The organism is Serratia sarumanii, from assembly GCF_029962605.1.
In the GTDB taxonomy this organism is placed as follows: domain Bacteria; phylum Pseudomonadota; class Gammaproteobacteria; order Enterobacterales; family Enterobacteriaceae; genus Serratia; species Serratia sarumanii.
This window is the reverse complement of record NZ_CP124750.1, coordinates 565690-588349: the sequence shown is the minus strand read 5'-3', so window position 1 is coordinate 588349 and position 22660 is coordinate 565690. Positions and strand designations below refer to the sequence as shown.

The following is a 22660-nucleotide window of genomic DNA, read 5'->3' as shown; positions in this document are numbered from 1 at the left end:
GCTTGCAGGTTTTTCACCGCCAGCGGCGGTAATCTCACTATAGAGAGGAAAGGAAAATGCTGACTATCGTCCTTAAGGACGAGACGGTTTCAACCTGCGGCCGCGCTCACGGCGGCGCGCCACTGCATCGCCCCCTGCGGGCTGCGCGGGTAGGCGCGCAGCGGCGCCAGCAGCGCGGAAAAGAAGGCGTAATAGCCGGCGCACAGCCGGTTGTAGCGATCTTCGCCCACATGCGCCGGGCAGCCGCCCTGGCAGACGCTTTTCACGCTGCAGCGTTGGCACTCGCGGCGCAGGCTCTTGTTTTTACCGAACGGCATCTCCGCCGCCCTTGCCGCCAGGGTGGCGAGCGGCGTGTGGCGATCGGCATGGCCGAGCAGGTGCTGCGCGTTGATCAGATGATCGCAGGCGTAAAGCCGCCCGTCCGGCTCCATCACCAGATTGCCGCCGCAGCGTTCGGCGTGTACGCAGCTGGGGCTGACGTGGGTGAAATACTGCGCGTAGACCTGTTCGATGTTCATCACAAACACCTGGCCGACGTGCCCGCGGCTGCGCCAGCGGCGGTACACCGCCAGCATGAAGCGCCCCCAGTTGGCGGCGCTTAGCCCATAGCCGGCGGTGGGCGCATCCCCTTCCAGCATCAGCGGCTGGAACTGCAGATAGCGCGCCCCGATCGCCACCGCATGATCGTAGATCGCCTCGGCGCGATCCGCGACGCCGTCGTGCACCACCATCAGCAGGTTGAAATCGATCTGATGGCGCTGCAACAGCGCAATGCCGCGCAGCGCGGCGTCATAGCTGGCACCGCCGCGCTTGTCCGGCCGGTGGGCGTCCTGCACCTCGCGATCGCCGTCCAGGCTGACGCCGAGGATAAAGTGATGCTGCCGGAACAGCCGGCACCAGGCGTCGTTCAGCAGGGTACCGTTAGTCTGCAGGCTGTTGCTGATCCGCACGCCCGACGGCGCGTAGCGGCGTTGCAACGCCAGCGCCCGCTTGTAAAAACCGATCCCCGCCAGCAGCGGCTCACCGCCCTGCCAGACGAAGTTGATCTCGCGGCTGTAACGCGGCTGGGCGGCGATGTAGCCGCGGATAAATTCCGCCAGCAGGTCGTCGTCCATCTTGCGCGTCCGCTCCTGCTGGCGCTGCGGATAGTAGCAGTAGCGGCAGCCCAGGTTGCAGCCGGCGCCGATCGGCTTCACCAACAGATGAAAAGGCGCCGCCGCGCGCGGTTCGCTCTCTACCGGGATCTGCTGCGCGCGCAGCTGGACCAGGTTCATGGCGCCGCCTGCGGCAACGGTTTGTGAGTCAACGGATCCAGGCCGATGTAGTCGCCGGTGCTGGCGTCGACGCCGAGGTAGTCGATCGCTGCGCCTTTGGCTTCAATGACCATGCCCTGCTGCGCAAAGCGGCGATACGCCTCGCTCAGCCGTTTGACTCGCTCCGGGTTGGCGGCGGCCAGATCGCGCGTTTCCAGCGGATCGTCATGCAGGTTGAACAGCCCCCACGGCGCCATCTGCGCCGTCGGCCCGGCCTTCACCAACCGCCGCAGCTTCCAGACGCCGTCCACATAGGCGGCCTGGTTATGCAGCTCCACGCCGTAGGTCGCGCGCGGCACGCCGTCGGCCTCGCCGCTGAAATAGCGTTTGAAGCTGACGCCGACCATCGGCAGGGTCGGTTTGGCCTTCAGCGGTTTGTTGGCGTCGATGCCGGCATAGTCATACAGCGTCGGGGCGATGTCATACACCGCCATCGGCGTGCGGTCGATGCCGCCGCGCCCCTTCAGCCGCGGCGCGGAGATGATGAAATCGGTATTGATGCCGCCCTGCGCGCTGGTGGTTTTGTGGTAATTGGCGTACGGCGCGTTGCTGACGTTGGCCCAGTGCGGCCCGTAGGAGATGAACGAGCCCTTGCGGCCGAGGTTGGCGTAGCTGTTGTCGAACTGCCGCCAATACTCCGGCTTCGAGCCGTAGTAGAAGCCGCTGGCGGGGTTGGCGCCGTTGTCGGTGGCGAACACGATCACCGTATTTTGGTCGCGGCCGGTCTGCTTCAGGGTGTTCAGCACCGCGCCGACCTGATCGTCCATGTAAGCGATCATCGCCGCGTACACCTGCATGGTCTTGGCTTCATATTTTTGCTGCTCGGGCGTCAGCGCGTTCCAGGCCTTATCCAGCGCCAGCGTCGGCATCGGCGTACGCTCGGAAATCAGCCCCAGCGCTTTCAGGCGCTGAATGCGCTGCTGATAGACCTGCTGGTAACCGGCGTCGTATTTGCCGTCGAATTTTGCGATCCAGTCATCCGGCGCCTGCAATGGATCGTGCGGCGCGGTGAAGGCCAGATAGGCGAAGACGGGCTTATTTTGCGGCGTATCGCGGATCCACTGTTCCAGCTGATCGGCATAGGCCTTGCTGGAATAGAAATCTTTGGGCAACGACACGCGTTTGCCGTTCAGAGTGTAGAAGGTGTGGAACGCCTCCACGGTGCCCAGCGGTTTCGCATCGTCGAAATGGCTGGTGCCGCCGCCCATAAAGGCGAAGGCGCGCTCGAAGCCGCGATCGGTCGGTTTGGCGCCGTCGACATAGCCCAGGTGCCATTTGCCCGCCATCATGGTGGCGTAACCCGCGTCGCGAAAACGCTCCGGCAGCGTGGTCACGCGGTCGGTCAGGCGCATTTCATAGCCCGGCTGCGCGGCGGTGCTCTCATACCACCACATGCCGCCCATGCCGGCCTGCTGATTGGTGTTGCCGGTCATCAGCATCGACCGTGCCGGCGCCGACATCGGCGAGGTGTAGTACTGGCTCATGCGCACGCCCCGTTCGGCCAACGCCTGCAGGTTGGGCGTCGGTATCTCGCCGCCGAACGGGCTGATGTCGGAGTAGCCCATGTCGTCCACCAGAATGATCAGCACATTGGGGCGATCGGCGTCCGCCCCCTGTGCCAGACCCGATAAGGCGCCGCTCAACGCCACCGCCAACGTTTTTTTCTGCATCGTTTGTTCCCCGTATGGTCATGCGGACTGAACAACCCGACGCCTCAGCCCGAGAAAGGTCATCATTTTTTCGTCTTATACGTTTGGCGCCGCCTGGCGCTATCTTCAATTCGCAGTGTAGGAAGCGGCGGAAAAGCCTGGCTATCGTTCTTAAGAACGAGGGACGACGGCGACGGCATCGGCTGTAGCACGCGCAGGGCGGCGAGGGCTTCGTCCGGGCAAACATTGAAAAGCGCTGTAAATTCAGCGGGAAAAGCGGTGAATTATTTCATTAACCTATTAATGAAAATCGCGATAAATCCGAACCGAAAAGCCCTGATTAACGCAGTGTCATCTTGTTATTTATGTGTTTTATTGCAATCGGCCTCACGTTGTTAATATGTTTTTATTGTGTTGCCAAATTGCTACAACTATGCTTGTATCGTTCATATATTGACCGCCAACCTTCTCCAGATTGAACGATAAAGGGAGGAACACGAATCATGCACAGCACAGCATCCGATGCCTTTATCAACAGTTGTTTGGCGACCATTACGCACCTGATCCCGGTGTCCGCCGGGGTGTTTTATCTGGTCGATCGCGACCTGCGGCCGGATCATTACATCCTGTACGGCATGCCCGATAAAACGCATCAGCAGTATCTGAACCACTTCCAACAGATAGACCCGCTGCAACCGGCCAATTTCCATCGCCAGGACATCACCATGGTCGGCATGAGCCCGGCGGCGATCGCCGGCAACCGCCGCTATTACCACGACTTTATGCTGCCGAACGACATGCGCGACATGACGGAGATCTTCATCCGCCAGCGCAAGCGCATCGTCGCCGGGGTATCGCTGATCCGCGATACGCCGTTTACCGAAGTGGAGCGCGGCCGCCTGCGCGCGGTGCTGCCGCTGATCGAGCTGGCGACGCGCGATCTGCTGCCCGACGGCGAGGCGCAGATGCTGACCGCCAAAGAGCAAGAGATCGTCAACCTGGTGCGCGAAGGCGCCAGCAATAAGCGCATCGCCCTGAAGCTGGGTATTTCGCTGTCCACGGTGAAAACCCATATGCGCAATATTTTCGCCAAAACCGACGTGGTGAACCGCACCGAACTGGTCGCCGGCGGCTTTCTCGCCCACGGTTAACGCCCGATAACGGCCGCCGCTGCCGACGGCCGGAAAATAACGCCAAAACGTATTCGCCATTTATGGCGCGGCCTCCCCCTGCCCGCAATCGGGCCGGGCGGGATATTTCATCGTCACTTAACGCTTGGGGAATAAGGTTTATGTCCAGTGATTCGGTTTCCGCGCCCGCCGCCTCGGCGGCGCTCCCCTGCCCGCCGCGGCTGCTGACCGCCATTATCGTCTTCGCCGCCATCGCGCCGGGCATTCTGATGACCGCCCCCGCCGTGGCCGCCCAGCTCGCCGCGCAGTGGCAGCTCGGCCCGGCGCAGATCGGCCACCTGTTCTCCACCGAACTCGGCGCCATGAGCCTGGCCACGCTGCCGGCGTGGTGGTGGATCGGGCGCATCAACTGGCGGCGGGTCGCTACGCTGTCGGCGCTGGTGTTTATCGCCGGCAACCTGGCTTCGGCGCTGGCGCAGGATTTTACCCTGCTGCTGCCGCTGCGCTTTATCGCCTCGCTGGCGGGCGGCACCCTGATGATCCTGTGCATCACCTGCGCCGCCGGCACCGCCAATCCCAGCCGGGTCTATGCCTTCTGGGTGCTCGGCCAGCTGGTGCTGGGCGCGGTCGGGCTGCTGGTGCTGCCGCCGCTGTTCGCGCACTTCGGCCTGATGGCGGTCTACCTGATTCTGGCGGCCATCATGCTGTGCTGCCTGCCGCTCATCCCGGCATTCCCCAACAGTTTCACCGCCGCCCGCGCCGCCCGCAGCGGCCCCGCCGCCTCGCTGGCGCGCAAGCTGTGTGCCGTGCTGGCGGTGCTGACCTTTTACATCAGCCTGAGCGCGGTCTGGACCTTTATCGGCGGCATCGCCGCCGGCGCCGGGCTGTCGCCGGCCCACAGCGGCCAGGTGCTGGCCGTCGCCACCTTACTCGGCATCGTCGGCGCGGGGGCAGCAGCGCTGATCGGCGCGCGCTTCGGCGGCGGACGCCTGATCGTGCTGGGGTACGCCCTGCTGCTGGCCAGCGTGGCGCTGCTGACGGGCCAGCCCCTGCTGCTGCGCTTCGCCCTGGCCGCTCTACTGTTCAAATTCACCTGGACCTTCGTGCTGCCGTTCATTCTGGCGCGGGTCGCCGGGTTGGATAACGACGGCAAGCTGATGAACGGCATCAACCTGGTGATCGGCGGCGGCATGGCCATCGGCCCGACGCTGGCCGGCTCTCTGATCGAATCTTTCGGCGGTTTCAACGCTTTGCTGTTCGGCGCGCTGGGCTGCGCGCTGCTGTCGCTGCTGTTGATTTCGCTGGCTTCACCGCGCGCACCGCGCCGTATAACAGGAGGAGAAAGGTGAAAAGAACAACCGGTTTCTTGTTTGATGAACGCTGTTTCTGGCACAGCACCGGCCTGCACGCCACTACCCTGCCGGTCGGCGGCTGGGTGCAACCGCCTTCGGGCGCCGGCCACGCCGAGTCGCCGGAAACCAAACGGCGCATGAAGAACCTGATGGACGTATCCGGCCTGTCGCGCCAGCTCACCCTGCTGAGCGCCGAACCGGCGACGGAAGAAGACCTGCTGCGCATTCACCCCGCCCACTACCTGCAGCGTTTCAAACAGGTGAGCGACAGCGGCGGCGGCCTGCTGGGAGAGGAAGCGCCGCTGGGGCCGGGCAGCTATGAAATCGCCAAGCTCTCCGCCGGGCTGGCCTGCACGGCGGTGGAGGCGGTGCTGCAGGGCGAGCTGGATAACGCCTATGCGCTGTCGCGCCCGCCGGGCCACCACTGCCTGCCGGATCAATCGATGGGCTTCTGCTTCCTGGCCAATATTCCCATCGCCATCGAGCGCGCCAAGGCCCGCCATGGCCTCGGCAAGGTGGCGGTACTCGACTGGGACGTGCACCACGGCAACGGCACCCAGAACATCTATTGGCAACGCGGCGACGTGCTGACGCTGTCGCTGCATCAGGACGGCTGCTTCCCGGCGGGCTACTCCGGCGAACGGGATCGCGGCGAAGGCGACGGGGCGGGCTGCAACGTTAACGTGCCGATGCTGGCCGGCGCCGGCGACGACGGCTACCTGCACGCCATGCGGCGCATCATTATCCCGGCGCTGGAAAAATTCGAGCCGGAGCTGATCATCGTCGCCTGCGGTTACGATGCCAACGCCCTCGATCCGCTGGCGCGCATGCAGCTGCACAGCGACAGCTTCCGCGCCATGACCGCGCTGGTGCAGGACGCCGCCGACCGGCTGTGCGGCGGCAAGCTGGTGATGGTGCACGAAGGCGGCTATGCCGAATCCTACGTGCCGTTCTGCGGGCTGGCGGTGATGGAACAGCTGAGCGGCGTGCGCACTGAAGTGCAGGATCCGCTGCTGGCGTTTATCCAGCAACAGCAGCCGCGCGACGCCTTCAACCGCTTCCAGCGCGAAGCGCTCGACGAGCTGGCGCGCCAGTTCGGCCTGTAACCCCCTCTCTGCGGGCGCCGCACCCGGCGCCCCTGACAACCTCGCCGCCAGCCGCTACGCTGAAGGGCAACCCTACCACCATGAGAACAATAACATGCCCGAACAAACCGTCAGCTTTATCAAAGGCCGTCACGGCGACATCGCCGTGCATGATTGGGGAAATGACCAGCCGCGCTATCTGGCGCTGCTGGTGCACGGCTACGGCGAGCATCTCGGCCGTTACCAATACGTGGCGCGCACGCTACAGGCGCAGGGCGCGCGGGTGTTTGGCCCCGACCATCTCGGCCACGGCCTGTCGCAGGGCGAACGCGTGCTGATCGAGGATTATGACGCCGTGGTCGACGACGTGCAGCACGTGGTCAGCCATTTCCGGCAGCAATACCCCACCTTGCCGCTGGTGGTGATCGGCCACTCGATGGGCGGTATGATCGCTACCCGCTACGTGCAGCGCTATGGCGAGGAGGTGCGCGCGCTGGTGCTTTCCGGCCCGCTGCTTGGCGACAGAACGGCGATCTCCGATCTGGCCGAACTGCCGACGATCCCCGACGCGCCGCTGGATACCGCTACCCTGGCGCGCGATCCGGCGGTTGGCGCGGCGTATCAGGAAGATCCGCTGGTGTGGCACGGGCCGTTCAAGCGCCCCACCCTGCGCGCCATGCAGCGGATCCTCGCCGCCATCAACGCCGGGCCGGGCTTCGGCGCGCTGCCCACGCTGTGGATCCACGGCGACGACGATCGGCTGGTGCTGATGAGCGAAACGCAAACCGAGCTCGATCGTCTGCGCGGCGACAATTTCGAACAGATGATCAATGCGGGCGGGCGGCACGAGAGCTTTAACGAAACCAATAAGGATCGGATCCTCAAGCGGGTGACCGATTTTATTGCGCGGGCGCTGGGCTAAGGCGTTCCCCCTCAGCATGCTGAGGGGGCATAAAAGCGTCATCCCTCGACGATGGCGAGGTAGTGTTTGACGAAGCGGTCCGAGGTGATGTCCCAGCGCACCGGGGTGCCCTTCTCGACGAACCAGGAGTCGCCGGCCTGATACTGCACCGATTCGCCGGTGCGTTCGTTGGTCAGGGTCGCGCTGCCTTCCCACACCGTGGCGTGCTCGGCGAACGGGTACTCCATCACGAAGCTGCCGCGGGTGCAGCTGAACACGCCGCAGTTCAGGTTGTCGGTCGGTTCGCCGAAGATGCTGGCCACGCCGACGTTTGGCGTGCCGGCGATCACCGTGGCGCCCAGGTTGCTGACGCTGCCGATCTCCAGCAGTTCCGGCAGCGGTTGTTTAAGCAGTAACGGTTTCATGTCATTCTCCTCTGAGGGTTAACGGCGGCCTTTCCAGTAGCCGGATGTCTGGTGCCAAACCTTACCGGCGGTGGTCATCACCCGCCGCAGCTTGTCCTTGCCGAAGATGTTGACGTGCGGGATCGAGCTCATCAGATCGTAGCGATCGGATCCTTCGCTCATGCCTTCCGCCAGCACCTTGCACACGATGTGGCTCGGCGTCACGCCGAAGCCGGAGTAGCCCTGCACGTAAAACACGTTGTCGCGATCCGGCAGCGTGCCGATCTGCGGGAACAGGTTGGCGCTGCAGCACAGCGGGCCGCCCCAGGCCAGATCGATCTTCACGTCTTTCAGGTACGGGAACACTTTCAGCATCAGGTTGCGGTTCCAGGCCTTGAGATCCGACGGGAAGTATTCGATCAGGCGGGTGGCGCTGCCGAACAGCAGCCGGTTTTCGTTGGTCACCCGGTAATAGTCGATCACCGGGCGGATGTCGCTGTAGGCGCCGCGGATCGGGCTGATCTGGCGGATCAGATCGTCAGACAGCGGCTCGGTGGCCAGCTGGAAGGCGTAGGTATTGATGGTCTTGCGATAAATCTGCGGCTCCATGCCGTTGAGGAAGCCGTTGCAGGCCCACAGCATCTTGTTGGCGCGCACCGAGCCCATGGCGGTGCGCACCGTGATGCGCGACCCATACTCCACGTTGAGCACGCTGCTGTTCTCGAAGATTTTCACCCCGTAGCCGCTCAGCGCCTTGGCCTCGCCCAGCAGCAGGTTGAGCGAATGCACGTGGCCGCCGCCCATGTGTTTCAGCGCGCAGGTGTAGGCGTCGGAGCCCACCACCTGCTTCACCTCCGCCCCGGTGTAGAGCTCAATCTCCTCCTGCGGCGCTACCGCCCTGAACTCCTTCAGCCAGCCGCGCAGGGTCTTCTCCTGGCGCGCATTGCTGCCGAGATAGCCGTAGCCGAAGCAGAAGTCGGCGTCGATGTCATATTTCTTGATGCGTTCGCGGATGATGCCGGCGCCGAGGTTGCTGATTTTGAAGATGGTTTCCAGCCCGGCCGGGCCAACGTGGCGCTTGATCTTCTCCAGATCGTGGCCGATGCCGGCCATCACCTGGCCGCCGTTGCGCCCGGTGCCGCCGTAACCCAGATAGCGGCCTTCGAGAATGGCGATGTTGGTGATGCCCTTCTCCGCCAGCTCCAGCGCGGTGTTGATGCCGGAGAAGCCGCCGCCGATGATCACCACGTCGACGTCCAGATCCTCTTCCAGCGTCGGGAAGCGCAGATCGTATTTTTTGGTCGCCGCGTAGTAGGTTAAGGACTCGATTTCGTTGTTCACTGCCGCACTCCCGATTGCCTATGCCATGACATCGGATTATCGGGAAGCGGCAGCCGTGCCGCTATGTCCCCTTAGGGACATTCGTCCCCTTCATCTTTCAAACTACAGCGTTGTTGGCTGCTGACGTTCACCCCAGTCACTTACCTAAGTAAGCTCCTGGGGACGCTCGTCCTGGCCGCCTAGCTGTAGCTTGAAAGCTATAGGGGATAGATCGATACATTCACGCGCTGCGGCGCTGCGGGGCGGTCAGCAGCAGGCTGAACAGTTCGGCCTGCGAGCCGATGTTCAGCTTGCCGTAGATGTTCTTGCGGTGATTTTTTACCGTGCCGAGGCTGATGAACAGCCGGTCGGCAATCTGCTGCGAACCGCAGCCGGCGAGGATCAGATCGACAATCTCGCGCTCGCGCGGCGTCAGCAGATAGCGCGCCTGCGCGCCATCGTCGTTCCCCGTGTCGGCCTCGGCCGGTGCCGCTACCACTTCGCCGTGCAGCCGCGCCACGCTTTTCACCAGCGTCAGCGCGCTGCGCAGATCCGCCCGCTGCGGGTAGCGCACCGCCACCGTGCGGCGCGCCGAGCCGAAGAACACTCCCAGCCCGCGCTCCGGCGTCAGCTGCAGCAGCACGCCAGCCTCGTCGTGCCAACCGGTCTTGCGATAAAAATTACGGTAATAGTCGCTGTGATAAAACCCGCAGGGCGCCAGCTGGCGCAGCGTGAGCACCTCGCCTGCGCCGCCGTCGTTCAGCGCACGGTAAAACGGATCCTGCAGATAGGCGCCCTGTTGGTAGATCTGGTTGACCGCATCGCTGTTTTCCCGCTCGGTTTTGATCAGGCAGCGCGGCGGCCGGCCGCGTTCGAAGGCATAAACGATGGCGTTGTCGAAGGCGAAAAACCCTTCCAGCCAGTTCAACAGGCTGGGATAAAAGCGCGGGCTGGCCACCGCATCGATCACCGCAGACAAGCGTTCAACCTGAATATCCATACCCGCCTCGCCATTATTAATACATTAACAATCTACCGATTTCGGATGGGGTTGGCCGAATGACGGCCGGTACTGTTAAAAAAAGCATCAGGCGCGCCGAAATGCAAGAACGCGATCGTTTACATGTTAAACAACTCACAAGTTGCCGCAGCGGGGAAAGCGGTGGCCGCTCTGCGCCCGCTGGCTTATGCTGTGGCATCGCGCCCTGCAACGCCGTCAAGGAGACCTCATGTCCGTCAACCACATCATCGCCAACCGCCAGACCTGGTTCGGCCACGGCAGCATCCGGCAACTGCCGCCGCTGCTGCTTGCCGATCCGCAGCCAACGCTGCTGTTCAGCTGCCGATCTTTTCTCAACGGCCCGGTGTACGCCGGCCTGCGCGAATCGCTGGCGCCACTGTTCATCGGCACCGAGATCGTCAGCCACGAGGCGTCACCGCAGGAAATTGACGCCTGGGTGGCGCGCTGGCGCGGCCAGGCGCGGCGCGTGGTGGCCATCGGCGGCGGCAGCGTGCTGGACGCCGCCAAGGCGTTCTCCGCGCTGGTGGAGCATCCGCTGCCGACGCTGCGCTATATGGAAAAGGTGGGCGACAGCAAAATCAGCGGCGCCACCCTGCCGCTGATCGCCATTCCCACCACCGCCGGCACCGGCAGCGAGGTGACGCAGAACGCGGTGATCACCGACACCCAGGTCAGCAAAGTGAAGGCCTCGCTGCGCCACAATAACTTCGTGCCGCACACCGCCATTCTCGATCCGCAGCTGCTGGCGGGCGCGCCGGACAAGGTGCTGGCCTACTGCGCCATCGACGCCTTCACCCACCTGTTCGAGGCCTATCTGTCGAAAACCGCCGGCGCCATGACGCGCGACATGTCGCTGAGCGGCATCCGCCACTTCCTTGCGGCCTGGCCGGCGCTCAACCGCAGCGATGCGGCGCGCGAAGCGATTATGCAGGCTTCCTACCTCGGGGGGCTGACGCTGAGCGCCGCCGGGCTGGGGGTGATCCACGGCATCGCCGGCGAGATTGGCGCGCTGCGCGACTACCACCACGGCCAGGTCTGCGGCCGTCTGCTGCTGCCGTTCCTCGCCCTGTTGGAAAGCAGCGAACAGCCGCAGCAACGCGCGCTGATGGCCGAGCTGGCCGCGCGCCTGTATCCGCACTGGCAGGGCAGCCCGGAGAGCTACCTGACCGATTTCATCACCCGCCACGCCATCGCGCCGTTCTGGCGGGACGATTTGCCGATTTCCGGCCAGGAACTGGCGGTGGCGCTGGAGAAATCCAACAGCAAGAATTCCTGGATCGACTATGCGCCGGCGCAGCGGCAACGGATGATCGAAGAGGCGTTTCGCGTCGAATGACTATTTCTACCCTAAATAGTTGGAGCGGCATCCCGGCGGCAAGAGGCGGCTCGCCAGAGCTTACTCAAGTCAGTGACTGGCGTACGCACTCGCAGCCAACACAGATGCAGTTTCAAGTATGACGGGTATAATCAGATCAACGCACTAGCAGGAGTAAGGAAATGGGCATCATCGGCTGGATCTTCGCCGGCATCGCGGTCGGCATCCTGGTCGGCGCGCTGATCAAAATCTTCGGCAAGAAGAAAGAGCAGTAAGCGTCACGCTGTTCCGTGGGCCGCCAGCAGGCACTCATGGAACAGCTTCACCACCCGCTGCGGCACCGGCGAGCGGCGCAGCACGCTGGAGTATTCGCAGTGATAGCGGAACAGCGCCGGTTTGATCGCCCGCATCAGGTTCTGCGCCACGAAAAACGCCGCGTAGTGATCCGGCAAAAAGCCGACGTATTTGCCGGAGAGGATCAGCGTGGCGATCGACTCCTGCGCGAACCCCGTCGCCTTGCGATGCAAATGTTGCTGCAGGCTCAGTTCCATATTCGGCGAATGGTAGCCTAATCCAGCGAAGGCATAATTGTGCAGCAGATCCCAATTTAATGTTTCATGGGGGGCGGAAAATAATTCATGCTGCGCGCCGCAATATAAGAACATCCTCTCACTGAATAACGAATGATAAGATAAACTTTCCGCGCTGCGGTGCATGGGAATAACGCCAACCTGAAATTGCCCGTCAATTACGCCGCGTTCAATGGTATTAATCGGCTCCACGTACATTTGCAAAGAAACCTCCGGCGCGCGCTCGCTGAATAACGCGATGGCTCGGCCGATCTGCGCCTGCGGATTGCTGACCGTATGGTCGAATATCGCCACGTGCAGCTGCCCGCCCAGGCGCTGGTGTACCTCGTCCACCCCGCGCCGGAACGCCTCGGTGGCCGCCAGCAGGTTGACGGTTTCCTGGTAGATAAGCAGCCCCTCGTCGGTGACCGCAAAGCCCTCGCGCCCGCGCTGGCACAGCGTCAGGCCCAGCCGCTGCTCCAGATCCTTGATGTGTTTGCTGATGGTCGACAGGCTGATGTTCAGCTCCAGTTCGGCGGCGCTCATGCCGCCGCAGTCGACCACGGCCTTGAATACCCGCAGCAAACGCAGATCCATATCCGACAATTGCCCTAACAGCGCGCGCTTTTTTACTTGCATAAAACCTTAAGTAAGTTTCGACATATGATTATTCACAGTAGAGAACAAGCGGTACATAGTCAATTTCGCACAACAATTCGTTAACAACTCGGTTTATTTCATTAATCGCTCTTATTTTCCTGTTCGGAGGAAAACATGGCCGCTGAAAATCACCCGCTAAATAGTCTCGATGCCGAAGGGTTAGAGGCCCATTGGATGCCTTTTACCGGCAACCGTAATTTTAAAGCGCAGCCGCGCATCATTACTCAAGCCGCGGGGACGTATTACACCAGCCATGACGGCAGAAAGATTTTCGACGGCCTGTCCGGATTATGGTGTTGCGGATTGGGGCACGGCCGGCAGGAAATCACCGACGCCGCCCAGCGCCAGCTGGCGACGCTGGATTACTCGCCGGCGTTTCAGTTCGGCCACCCGCTGTCGTTCGAACTGGCCAACAAGATCAAGGCACTGACGCCGGCGGGGCTGGATTACGTATTCTTCACCGGCTCCGGATCGGAAGCGGCGGACACCTCGCTGAAAATGGCGCGCGCTTACTGGCGCGCCAAAGGCCAGGCGGGCAAAACCTGCTTTATCGGCCGGGAAAAGGGCTATCACGGCGTTAACTTCGGCGGCATCTCGGTCGGCGGCATCGCCGGCAACCGCAAAACGTTCGGCGCCGGCGCCGAGGCGGACCACCTGCCGCATACCCTGCTGGCCGGCAACGCCTTTTCGCGCGGCATGCCGCAACAGGGGGCGGAGCTGGCGGAAGAGCTCAACCGCATCATCGCGCTGCGCGACGCCTCAACGATCGCCGCGGTGATCGTCGAACCCTTCTCCGGCTCCGCCGGGGTGATCGTGCCGCCGGTCGGCTACCTGCAGCGCCTGCGCGAAATCTGTACCCAGCATGACATCCTGCTGATCTTCGACGAAGTGATCACCGCCTTCGGCCGCTGTGGCGCGATGACCGGCGCCGAGGCGTTCGGCGTCACGCCGGACATCATGAACATCGCCAAACAGGTGACCAACGGCGCGCAGCCGATGGGCGCAGTGGTGGTGCGGCCGGAGATCTACCAAACCTTCATGAACGGCGGCGAGCCGGACTACCAGCTCGAATTCCCGCACGGCTACACCTACTCCGCCCACCCGGTCAGCTGCGCGGTCGCGCTGGCGACGCTGGACATCCTGCAGCGCGAACAGATGGTGGAGCGCGTACAGGCGCTGGCGCCCTACTTCGAGCGCGCGGTGCACAGCCTGCAGGGAGCCAAACACGTCGCCGACATTCGCAACATCGGCCTGGCGGCCGGCATTACGCTGGCGGCGCGGCCGGGCGAACCGGCGCGGCGCCCCTTCGAGGCGGCGATGCGTTGCTGGGAAAGCGGATTTTACGTGCGCTACGGCGGCGACACCCTGCAGCTGGCGCCGCCGTTCATCAGCAGCGAAGCGCAGATCGATGCGCTGATCAACGCCGTGGGCGACGCCCTCAACGCCACCGAATAAGGAGAGAGCCATGACCATTACCCATTGGATCAACGGCGAGCCCGCCGCTGGCGGCGAACGCAGCCAGCCGGTTTACGACCCGGCCACCGGCCAATCGGCGCAGGAGGTGCAGCTGGCCGACCGCGCCACGGTGGAGCGCGCCATCGCCGCCGCCGAACAGGCCTATCCCGCCTGGCGCGACACCCCGCCGCTGAAGCGCGCGCGCATCATGATGAAGCTCAAGGATCTGCTGGAGCAGCACGCCGATGCCATCTGCCAACTGATCACCGCCGAGCACGGCAAGGTGCTCAGCGACGCCCTGGGCGAACTGCAGCGCGGCATCGAGAATATCGAATACGCCGGCTATGTGCCGGAACTGCTGAAGGGCGAACACAGTAAAGAGGCCGGCCCGGGCATCGACAGCTGGAGCGAGTTTCAGCCGCTGGGGGTGGTGGCGGGCATCACGCCGTTCAACTTCCCGGCGATGGTGCCGCTGTGGATGTGGCCGATGGCGGTCGCCTGCGGCAACACCTTCGTGCTGAAGCCTTCCGAGCGCGTGCCTTCTGCCGCGCTGTATATCGCGCGGCTGGCGACGGAGGCCGGGCTGCCGCCGGGGGTGCTCAACGTGGTCAACGGCGATCGCGAAGCGGTGGAGACGCTGCTGCATGACGGGCGCGTGAAGGCGATCAGTTTCGTCGGTTCGACGCCGGTGGCGGAGCACATCTATCACACCGGCTGCGCGCAGAACAAACGGGTGCAGGCGTTGGGCGGCGCCAAGAACCACGCGGTGGTGCTGCCGGACGCCGATATCCCTGGTGCGGTCGGCGCGCTGATGGGCGCGGCCTTCGGCTCCTGCGGCCAGCGCTGCATGGCCATCCCGCTGGTGGTGGCGGTGGGCGACGGCACCGCCGAAGCGCTGATCGCCGGGCTGCGGCAACAGATGGCCGCCATGCGCGTCGGCCCCGGCAGCGACAACCGCAACGACATGGGGCCGCTGGTGACCCAACAGCATTATCAGAAGGTGAAAGGCTATATCGATCAGGGCGTGGCCGAAGGCGCCGAGCTGCTGGTGGACGGCCGCGAACTGCGCGTGACCGGCGCGGACGGCCGCCCCAGCCAGGGCTATTTCCTCGGCCCGACGCTGTTCGATCGCGTGACGCCCGACATGCGCATTTATCAGGAGGAGATCTTCGGCCCGGTGCTCGGCGTGGTGCGCGCGGTGTCGCTGCCGGAGGCGATGGCCTTGATCGACGCCCACGAATACGGCAACGGCACCTGTCTGTTCACCCGCGACGGCGAGGCGGCGCGCTACTTCTCCAGCCGCATTCAGGTCGGCATGGTGGGGATCAACGTGGCGCTGCCAGTGCCGGTGGCCTACCACTCGTTCGGCGGCTGGAAGCGCTCGCTGTTCGGCGATCTTCACGCCTACGGCCCGGACGCCGTCAGGTTCTACACCAAACGCAAGACCGTGACCCAGCGCTGGCCGTCCTCCGGCGATGCCCGGCGCGCCAGCTTCAGCTTCCCATCGGGATAAAAATAACAAACTTATCCCCCAACGAATTTCAAGTTGCAGCCAGGCGGCAAAGTCATTCGTCTCCAGGAGCTTACTTAAGTAAGTGACTGGTGCGAATGATCTGCGGCCAACAACGCTGCGGCTTGAAAGGCGCAGGGGATTTTCCGCGCGCTCCATTTGATTCCTGCGTACAGCCTGTGCAGCAAAACAATAATTCACTCACACGTTAATGGAGTCGTTATCCCATGAAAGAGTCCGCCCCTGAACACACCTTCAAAGGCAATCTCAGCGTCCTCGACGTGGTGATGATCACCGCGTCCGGCGTGACGCCGGCCAGTTCGATCTTCGTCATCGCCCCGCTGGCGATCGCCAACGCCGGCAGCGGCGCCTTTCTGTCGTTTCTGATCGCCGCCTGCGTCGCCGCCGCCATCGCGCTGTGCTATGCCGAACTCGGCGCCGCACACCCCAGCGCCGGCGGCGAATACAGCATCATCAAGCGCCTGTTCGGCACCCTGTGCGGGTTGCAGACCTATCTGTTTATCCTCAGCGCCTCGCTGTTCGTGCCGGCGGTGCTGGCCACCGGCGCGGTGCCCTACCTGAACACCGCGCTGGGCACCCAGTTCGACGCCTCGACCGCCGGCATGCTCACCGTGCTGGTCGGCGGCATCTGTGCCATTTTCAACATCAAGGCCAACGCCCTGCTGACCGGCGCCTTTCTGGTGGTGGAAGTGGCGGTGCTGGCGCTGATCGCCTGGCTCGGCTTCAGCCACCCGCATCAGAGCACGGAGATCCTCACCGCGCCGGTGATGCTGGACGCGCAGGGCAGCCTGGCGCCGGTGTCGCTGCCGCTGATCGTCGCCATGGTCGGGGTCGCGCTGTTCTCCTACAACGGCTACGGCGCGGCGGTGTACATGGCGGAAGACATGCGCGAACAGGGCAGGCCGATGGCGATCGCGATCATGCTGACGCTGGCTATCGTGGTGCTGGTGGAACTGGTGCCGTTCACCGCCCTGCTGATCGGCTCGCCGTCGTTGACGGAGATGGCCAAACAGGCCGATCCGGTCGGCTATGTGGTCACCGAGCTCGGCGGCCCGACGTTGGCGCGGGTGGTAAGCGGCGCGATTTATCTGTCGGTGTTCAACGCCATCATCGCCATCGTGGCGCAGTTCAGCCGCATGATGTTCGCCAGCGGGCGCGACGGCTTCTGGCTGCCGACGTTTAACCGGGCGCTGAAAATCATCCACCCGCGCTTCGGCACCCCCTGGATCGCCACCCTGCTGTTCGGCGTGCCGTCGGCGCTGCTGGCGTTTTGCTCCGATCTCGAATCGCTGACCTCGTTCACCGTGATCCTGCTGCTGCTGGTGTACATCATCATGGCGGTGGCGGCGCTGATCAGCCGCCGTCGCCGCCACTTCCACCACCCGTACCTGATGCCGCTATGGCCGCTGCCGGTGGTGGTGGCGCTGCTGTGCTGCCTGTACGTGCTGTGGACGATTTTGATCGCCAGCAGCCTGAAAGACTTTATTATCATTGCCGGCATCATCGGCTTCGGGCTGGCGCTGAACCATCTGCGCGGCCGCCAACCGGCGCCCCTCGCCGCCCCCTCAATAGAAGGAGAATAACCATGACGCAGCGCGCTCAGGATCTGGGCATTATCATCGGACAGGGCACGCCCGGCCCGCTGAACGCCATCACCGACGTGCCCGGCGTGCGCGTCGGCCATACCAGCATCCATGCCGATTTGGCGGACGGGCGCAGCGTGCGCACCGGCGTGACGGTGATCGAACCGCGCCCCGGCTCCGCGCGCCACGCGCCCTGCTTCGCCGGGGTGCACGTGTTGAACGGCAACGGCGACGCCACCGGTCTGGAATGGGTGCGCGAAGCGGGCCTGCTGACCAGCCCGATCGCCTTCACCAACACCCACAGCGTGGGCGTGGTGCGCGATGCGCTGATCGCGCTGGAGCGTGAAACGCTGCCCGCAGGCGACAACGCGGTGTATTGGAATATGCCGGTGGTGATGGAAACCTTCGACGGCCTGCTCAACGACATCAACGGCTTTCACGTCAAGGCCGAGCACGTGCGCCAGGCGCAGCAGGCGGCCCGGGGCGGCTTGCCGCAGGAAGGCGCGGTCGGCGGCGGCAGCGGCATGATCTGCCATGAATTCAAAGGCGGCAGCGGCACCGCGTCGCGACGCTTGCCCGCCGATCAGGGCGGCTGGACGGTGGGCGCCATCGTGCAGGCCAACCACGGCAAGCGCGAGTCGCTGCTGGTCGGCGGTTACCCGGTAGGCCGGCATCTGGGGCATCTCCCCTCGCCGTTCACGCCGCAGTTGCCGCATCCCGGCATGGGCTCCATCGTGGTGGCGCTGGCGACCGACGCGCCGCTGCTGCCGCACCAGTGTGCGCGGCTGGCGCAGCGCGCCAGCATCGGCATCGCCCGCACCGGCGGCGGCACCGAGGATTCGAGCGGCGACATTTTCATCGCCTTCGCTACCGGCAACGACGGCCTGCCGCCCGCCGACTACGCCAACAAAGGCGCCTTCACCACGCCGCTGCGCATGGTGAACAACGACTATATTTCGGCGCTGTTCGCCGCCGCGGCGGAAGCGGTGGAAGAAGCGATCGTCAATGCGTTGCTGGCGGCCAATACCGTCAGCGGCAACGGCCACCGGGCGGAAGGGTTGAGCGCCGAGCAGCTGGTGACGGCGCTGGAGAAGGCCGGCTGGCGGCGCTAAAAAACACAGGGCGCGGAGGTGAACCGCGCCCTGCTCATCAGGATTCGCCGCCCAGCTTGGGCGGCGGGTAGTCGTAATCCAGCCGCAACGGTTCGGCGTAGACGCTGTTCCACAGCTGTTGGTACAACTTGTCCAACCGCCCGCTCATCGCCGCGCTGTGCATCACCAGCTCCAGATTGCGCGAGTTGTCCAGATAGCCGCCGGTCCAGTTGCTGGTGCCCACCCAGGCAATCTCATCGTCGATGGTCATCAGCTTGCTGTGGATGACGCGGGCGAACGGAATGAAGCCGCTGCTGGCCGGCGGAATGGTCACCACCTTGATCTGCACATTCGGCACCAGCGCCAGGCTCTTCAGCCAGGCAATATCCGGCTTTTTGGTGTTCCAGTTTGCCACCATCAGCTCGATCTGCACCCCACGCGCCGCCGCGCTGCGCAGCGCGTTGTCGATCACCGCATAGAAGGGGCGGCTGCGTTCCGGGCCGAACGACAGCGGCGCGTAGTCCATCACCTGCACCCGCACCCGCCGCTTGGCGCCGGCCAGCAGGCGCGGCAGCTCGGCCTGCGAATCAATCACCCCCGCCGGGTTGTAGGCGCGCGGGCTGGCCGCCAGATAGTTGCCCTGCGGCTGCGCCGTCGGCGGCGAATCGGGCAGCGCCGGCACCGGCTTATCCTGCGCCAACAGCGCCTGCGCCTGCCAGTCCTGTTCGAAGATCGCCTGGATCTGCCCCACCACCTTGGCGTCGCTGATGCGCAGCCCGGTTTCGTGAATGTGTTCCAGCGCACGCCAGTCGAAGTTCTGGCTGCCGACGAACGCCTGCTCGCCGTCCACCAGCAGATATTTGGCGTGCAGAATGCCGCCGCTCAGCTTCTGGTAAGGAATGATGCGCAGCTCCAGATTGGGGATCGCCTTCAGCTGTTCCAGCGTCTCGGCGGTAGACATGCGAAGGCCCTTCTCTTCCAGCAAAAAGCGGATTTTCACCCCGCGTTCGCCTGCCGCCTTCAGGTGCTGCAGCACGCCGTCCAGCAGCGAACCGTCCTGATTCGCCACGTAGAACTGCCCCAGATCGATGCGGGTTTTCGCCGCGTCGAACATCTCGCGCCACACCTCGGCGGTGTTACGCAGATCGTCGGCCTGCAGCGCGGTTTCCACCGGTGCGGTGTACACCAGCTCATAGCCGGGAATAGCAAAACGCGCCGCGGCGCTCTGGCTCAACATCAACAAACAACCGCCCCACAATGCCGTATAAAGGCGGCCGCGCGGCCGCCGTACTGGATGGCCATTAGGCATAGCGCGGCGCCCCGCTGTCAACCCATTGTTCGCCGCTGCCGCTCTCCGGGCGGCTGGCCGGTTGGCCGGCGCGGATCAGCAGCACCTTCAGCAGTTCGTTGATGCGCTCCATGCGGCTCTGCAGGAAGTTGTTGGCCACCAGGCACAGCAGCGCGATGGCGATGCCGAGGCCGGTGGCGTACAGCGCGGTGCCCATCCCGGCCGACACCAGGCTCGGCTCGGACACCCCCGAGGCGGCCAGCGCCTTGAAGGTTTCGATGATCCCCATCACCGTGCCCAGCAGCCCCAGCAGCGGCGCGGCGGTGACCACGGTTTCCAGCAGCCACAGGCCGCGCGCCATCGGCGGCTTGCTCAGCAGGTACTGGGCGTCGATCAGATCGCCGATCGCCTCGCGGTCGCCGGCGCGGTGTTTCTGCGCCAATACCGGCGCGATCACCGTCATCGGCAGGCTGTTGCGCTGGGTCAACTCGTCCGGCAGATCGGCGGCGCGGCGCACGTCCGGCGTCAGCGCCTGCTCCAGCCGGCGCGCCTGGCGCTGGGTGTAGGCGAAGTACAGCGTGCGTTCGATGATGATCACCAGCGCGATCGCCAGCGCGGCGTACATCACGTAGAAAATAATGTCGTGCAACAGATTGGCGTCCATACAGGGGTCCTCTTCCCCGCCGCCCGGCAGGCGGCGGGGCATTCAGTTAAAAGGTGGCTTCCAGCGAGACGCTGAAGGTGCGTTCTTCGCCGACGTTGTAATACGGCGTGCTGGCCCTCACGCCGCCGTAAGGCGCCGCGTTGAAGGTGGTGGTGCGCACCGAGGTCAGGTATTCCTTGTCAAACAGGTTGCTGATGCCAAAGCGCAGCGCGGCGCTTTTGACGATTTTCTTGTCCACCGGCAGATGCACGCCCGCCGCCAGATCGAACACCGTGCGGCCACCGATCTTCTCGTCGTTGGTCAGATCGCCGTAGAACGCACTGACGTACTTGCCGCTGACGCTGCCGTAATACAGCCCGTCGTCATAACCCAGCGTCATGTTCAGCAGGTTTTTCGGCACGTTCGGCACCTCTTTGCCGGAGGTCGGCAGCGGCAGCCCGCCGTTGCTGACGATGTCGTTCTTCTGCTTCGATTCGGTGTAGGTATACGAGGTGTAGTAGTTGAAGTTATGCGGCAACTGGCCGCTCCACTCCAGCTCCAGCCCTTTGTTCTCCACGTTACCGATGTTCATCATCTCGTAGTCGCCGGCCGCGTTGGTGGTGGAGATCTGGCGATCGCTGTAGCGCATGTAGAACAGCGTGGCGCTCAGCAGCATGTCCTCTTGTTGGAAACGCCAGCCCAATTCGTGGTTCCAGCTTAGCTCAGGCTTGGTGCTGAGCGAGTCGCCGACGTTGTACAGCACGTAGTTGGGCGGCGTGCGCATGTTGCGCGTCAGGTTGTAGAACACTTGGTTTTCCTGATTCACCTTATAGCTGGCGCTGAAGTTCGGCAGGAATTCATGATAGGTGGCTTTGCGCTTCTCCGGCACATTGTACAGGCTGCCGCGGTTGTCCCCTTTGCGCTCCACATACTGATAGGCCAGGCCACCGACGAAGGTCCAGTCCGGCGTGGCGAACCAGGTATCCTGCAACCACACCTTCTGCGCCGGGGTGATGGTGTACTGGTTGCGCCCCTGCACCGTATTGCCGTTGGCGTCCTTCACCTGATCGGAGCCGCCAGGTTTTCCCCAAATCTGCGCCGGGTTGCCGTCGTCCTTGATGCTGATGAACGGCTGGGTTTGCAGCTGGCGCGCACGCTCATACCAGTAGCCGATATCCAGGCTGTGCTGCTCGTTGATGTCCCACTTCAGCTTGGTGGTGATGCCCGGCCGCCAGGTTTGGGTCCACGACGGGCGGTAATAGGTGTTGGACTGCAGGTTGCTGAGGTCATACTGCCCGGCTCTGTCCGACGTGCTGGACAATACCGAGGCCGTCTGGCCGTTGAAACTGCCGCCGTTGCCCCAGTAGTAATACGGCTGCAGGGTCAGCGACAGGTCGTCGCGCAGCTGCAGTTTCTGGGTGAACGATAGCGTGAAGTTCTCGAACGGGTTGCGTTCGATCTTGTAATACTTGTTCAACTGCCCTTTGCTGTTGTACTCCGGCGTGGTGGCGTAATCGGTACCACGCCCATCGTTTTGGAACTGCGCCTTGCTCAGGGTGTTGTAGTTGGTGTTGTTCTGGCGGTTGTACTTCATCACCAGATTGCTGCTGTTGCCGTTGCCGTCTTCATACAGCGAGTTCATCTCGAACTTGTCGGAGTACAGGCGCCCTTCGCCGCGCCACTTCTTCGCCTCGGTGTGCGAATAAGATATCCAGTTGCTGAAACCGTTGTATTCGCCGGTCTCCAGACGGGCGAAGGTTTTGCTCAGGTTATTGCTGCCCAGCGTCTGTTTGAGGAAACCGCCGAAGTCTTTCGCCGGGCGGCGCGTCACCAGGCCGATGTTGCCGCCGCTCGAGCCGATGTGCGGGCCGTCCGCTTCGGAGGAGCCCTGGGTGACGAACACCTCTTCCAGGTTCTCCGCATCGCCCAGCAGGTTCGGGTATACCGCGTAGTTGCCGGAGTCGTTGATCGGGATGCCGTCCATCGACAGGCCGATCTGATCCGAGTTCATGCCGCGCATGGTGTAGTCCACGCCGCTCAGGCCGCTGGCGTCGTTGCTGTTGACGTTCAGGCCCGGAGTGTATTTCAGCTTATCGATGGCGTTGGCCGCCGACGGCATTTTGTCCATCGCTTCTTTGGTGACGGTGGAGCGCGCCTTGGCGCTGTCATCCTGCACCATCATGCCGCCGCCGAGCGACTGCCCCTTGACGCTGATGGTGCCGACATCGGTGGCGTCGGCCGCCAGCGCGGCGCCCGGCAGCATCGCCGACATCACCGCCAGATAGATCCCAGAACGATTAAACGATTTCATTGTGTGCATCCCATAAAAATCAAACGATTAACCCTTGCG

General features: G+C 63.6%; 18 protein-coding genes. 9 read left to right on the top strand and 9 right to left on the bottom strand.

The window, feature by feature from the left end; all coding sequences use genetic code 11:
* Positions 1–89: 89 nt before the first annotated feature.
* Positions 90–1274: an anaerobic sulfatase maturase gene (locus SSARUM_RS02700; RefSeq protein WP_039567513.1), complete on the bottom strand. Its 1185-nt coding sequence runs from the start codon at positions 1272–1274 to the stop codon at positions 90–92.
* Positions 1271–2983, bottom strand: a complete 1713-nt coding sequence (locus SSARUM_RS02695) for an arylsulfatase (RefSeq protein WP_039567515.1) — start codon at positions 2981–2983, stop codon at positions 1271–1273. The genes SSARUM_RS02700 and SSARUM_RS02695 overlap by 4 nt, the downstream gene beginning before the upstream one ends.
* A gap of 482 nt (positions 2984–3465) precedes the next feature.
* Between SSARUM_RS02695 and SSARUM_RS02690 the strand changes: the two genes are divergently transcribed.
* The 4 genes from SSARUM_RS02690 (at position 3466) to SSARUM_RS02675 (ending at position 7451) form a co-directional block, all read left to right on the top strand.
* Positions 3466–4113, top strand: a complete 648-nt coding sequence (locus SSARUM_RS02690) for a helix-turn-helix transcriptional regulator (protein WP_033636963.1) — start codon at positions 3466–3468, stop codon at positions 4111–4113.
* A 140-nt stretch (positions 4114–4253) separates the two neighbouring features.
* Entirely contained in the window at positions 4254–5441 is a 1188-nt protein-coding gene (locus SSARUM_RS02685; protein ID WP_060430857.1) for an MFS transporter, read from the top strand.
* Positions 5438–6550 (top strand): class II histone deacetylase, encoded by a 1113-nt coding sequence (locus SSARUM_RS02680; RefSeq protein WP_060430855.1) that lies wholly within the window; start codon positions 5438–5440, stop codon positions 6548–6550. The genes SSARUM_RS02685 and SSARUM_RS02680 overlap by 4 nt, the downstream gene beginning before the upstream one ends.
* A 94-nt stretch (positions 6551–6644) precedes the next feature.
* Entirely contained in the window at positions 6645–7451 is an 807-nt protein-coding gene (locus SSARUM_RS02675) for an alpha/beta hydrolase (RefSeq protein WP_039567521.1), read from the top strand.
* A 38-nt stretch (positions 7452–7489) separates the two neighbouring features.
* Here the strand turns inward: SSARUM_RS02675 and SSARUM_RS02670 are convergent, their stop codons facing one another.
* The 3 genes from SSARUM_RS02670 to SSARUM_RS02660 form a co-directional block, all read right to left on the bottom strand.
* Complete coding sequence (locus tag SSARUM_RS02670; RefSeq protein WP_015376517.1) at positions 7490–7855, bottom strand: cupin domain-containing protein; 366 nt, start codon at positions 7853–7855, stop codon at positions 7490–7492.
* A gap of 18 nt (positions 7856–7873) precedes the next feature.
* Positions 7874–9175, bottom strand: a complete 1302-nt coding sequence (locus SSARUM_RS02665) for an NAD(P)/FAD-dependent oxidoreductase (RefSeq protein WP_039567525.1) — start codon at positions 9173–9175, stop codon at positions 7874–7876.
* Between the two features lie 220 nt (positions 9176–9395).
* On the bottom strand, positions 9396–10154 hold the full coding sequence (locus SSARUM_RS02660; protein ID WP_039567527.1) for a helix-turn-helix transcriptional regulator: 759 nt from the start codon (positions 10152–10154) through the stop codon (positions 9396–9398).
* A gap of 229 nt (positions 10155–10383) precedes the next feature.
* On the opposite strand from SSARUM_RS02660, the gene SSARUM_RS02655 reads away from it, so the two are divergent.
* The gene (locus tag SSARUM_RS02655) at positions 10384–11511 is read left to right on the top strand and encodes an iron-containing alcohol dehydrogenase (protein WP_060430853.1); all 1128 of its coding nucleotides are present in this window, start codon (positions 10384–10386) and stop codon (positions 11509–11511) included.
* Positions 11512–11768: 257 nt separating this feature from the next.
* Here SSARUM_RS02655 and SSARUM_RS02650 read toward each other — a convergent pair whose 3' ends face one another.
* A complete protein-coding gene (locus SSARUM_RS02650) occupies positions 11769–12698 on the bottom strand; it encodes a LysR family transcriptional regulator (RefSeq protein WP_033648549.1) in 930 nt (309 codons plus the stop codon).
* A gap of 135 nt (positions 12699–12833) precedes the next feature.
* On the opposite strand from SSARUM_RS02650, the gene aptA reads away from it, so the two are divergent.
* The 4 genes from aptA to SSARUM_RS02630 all read left to right on the top strand — a co-directional run bounded on the left by aptA (position 12834) and on the right by SSARUM_RS02630 (position 18400).
* Positions 12834–14174, top strand: a complete 1341-nt coding sequence (gene aptA / locus SSARUM_RS02645) for an omega-aminotransferase AptA (protein WP_049194531.1) — start codon at positions 12834–12836, stop codon at positions 14172–14174.
* Between the two features lie 10 nt (positions 14175–14184).
* The gene (locus tag SSARUM_RS02640; RefSeq protein ID WP_060430851.1) at positions 14185–15687 is read left to right on the top strand and encodes a CoA-acylating methylmalonate-semialdehyde dehydrogenase; all 1503 of its coding nucleotides are present in this window, start codon (positions 14185–14187) and stop codon (positions 15685–15687) included.
* 224 nt (positions 15688–15911) lie between these two features.
* Positions 15912–17288: an APC family permease gene (locus SSARUM_RS02635; RefSeq protein WP_043148196.1), complete on the top strand. Its 1377-nt coding sequence runs from the start codon at positions 15912–15914 to the stop codon at positions 17286–17288.
* A 2-nt stretch (positions 17289–17290) separates the two neighbouring features.
* A complete protein-coding gene (locus SSARUM_RS02630) occupies positions 17291–18400 on the top strand; it encodes a DmpA family aminopeptidase (protein WP_039567544.1) in 1110 nt (369 codons plus the stop codon).
* A gap of 37 nt (positions 18401–18437) precedes the next feature.
* Here the strand turns inward: SSARUM_RS02630 and SSARUM_RS02625 are convergent, their stop codons facing one another.
* From SSARUM_RS02625 to SSARUM_RS02615, 3 genes are read right to left on the bottom strand one after another with little or no spacing between them, the layout of a single operon-like run.
* Complete coding sequence (locus SSARUM_RS02625; protein WP_060426402.1) at positions 18438–19688, bottom strand: phospholipase D-like domain-containing protein; 1251 nt, start codon at positions 19686–19688, stop codon at positions 18438–18440.
* Positions 19681–20331 carry a MotA/TolQ/ExbB proton channel family protein gene (locus SSARUM_RS02620; protein WP_033636949.1) on the bottom strand — a complete coding sequence of 217 codons (651 nt, stop codon included), beginning with the start codon at positions 20329–20331 and terminating at the stop codon, positions 19681–19683. The genes SSARUM_RS02625 and SSARUM_RS02620 overlap by 8 nt, the downstream gene beginning before the upstream one ends.
* Before the next feature lie 46 nt (positions 20332–20377).
* Positions 20378–22621, bottom strand: coding sequence for a TonB-dependent receptor family protein (locus tag SSARUM_RS02615; RefSeq protein WP_033636947.1), 2244 nt, complete (start codon positions 22619–22621; stop codon positions 20378–20380).
* Positions 22622–22660 lie beyond the last annotated feature (39 nt).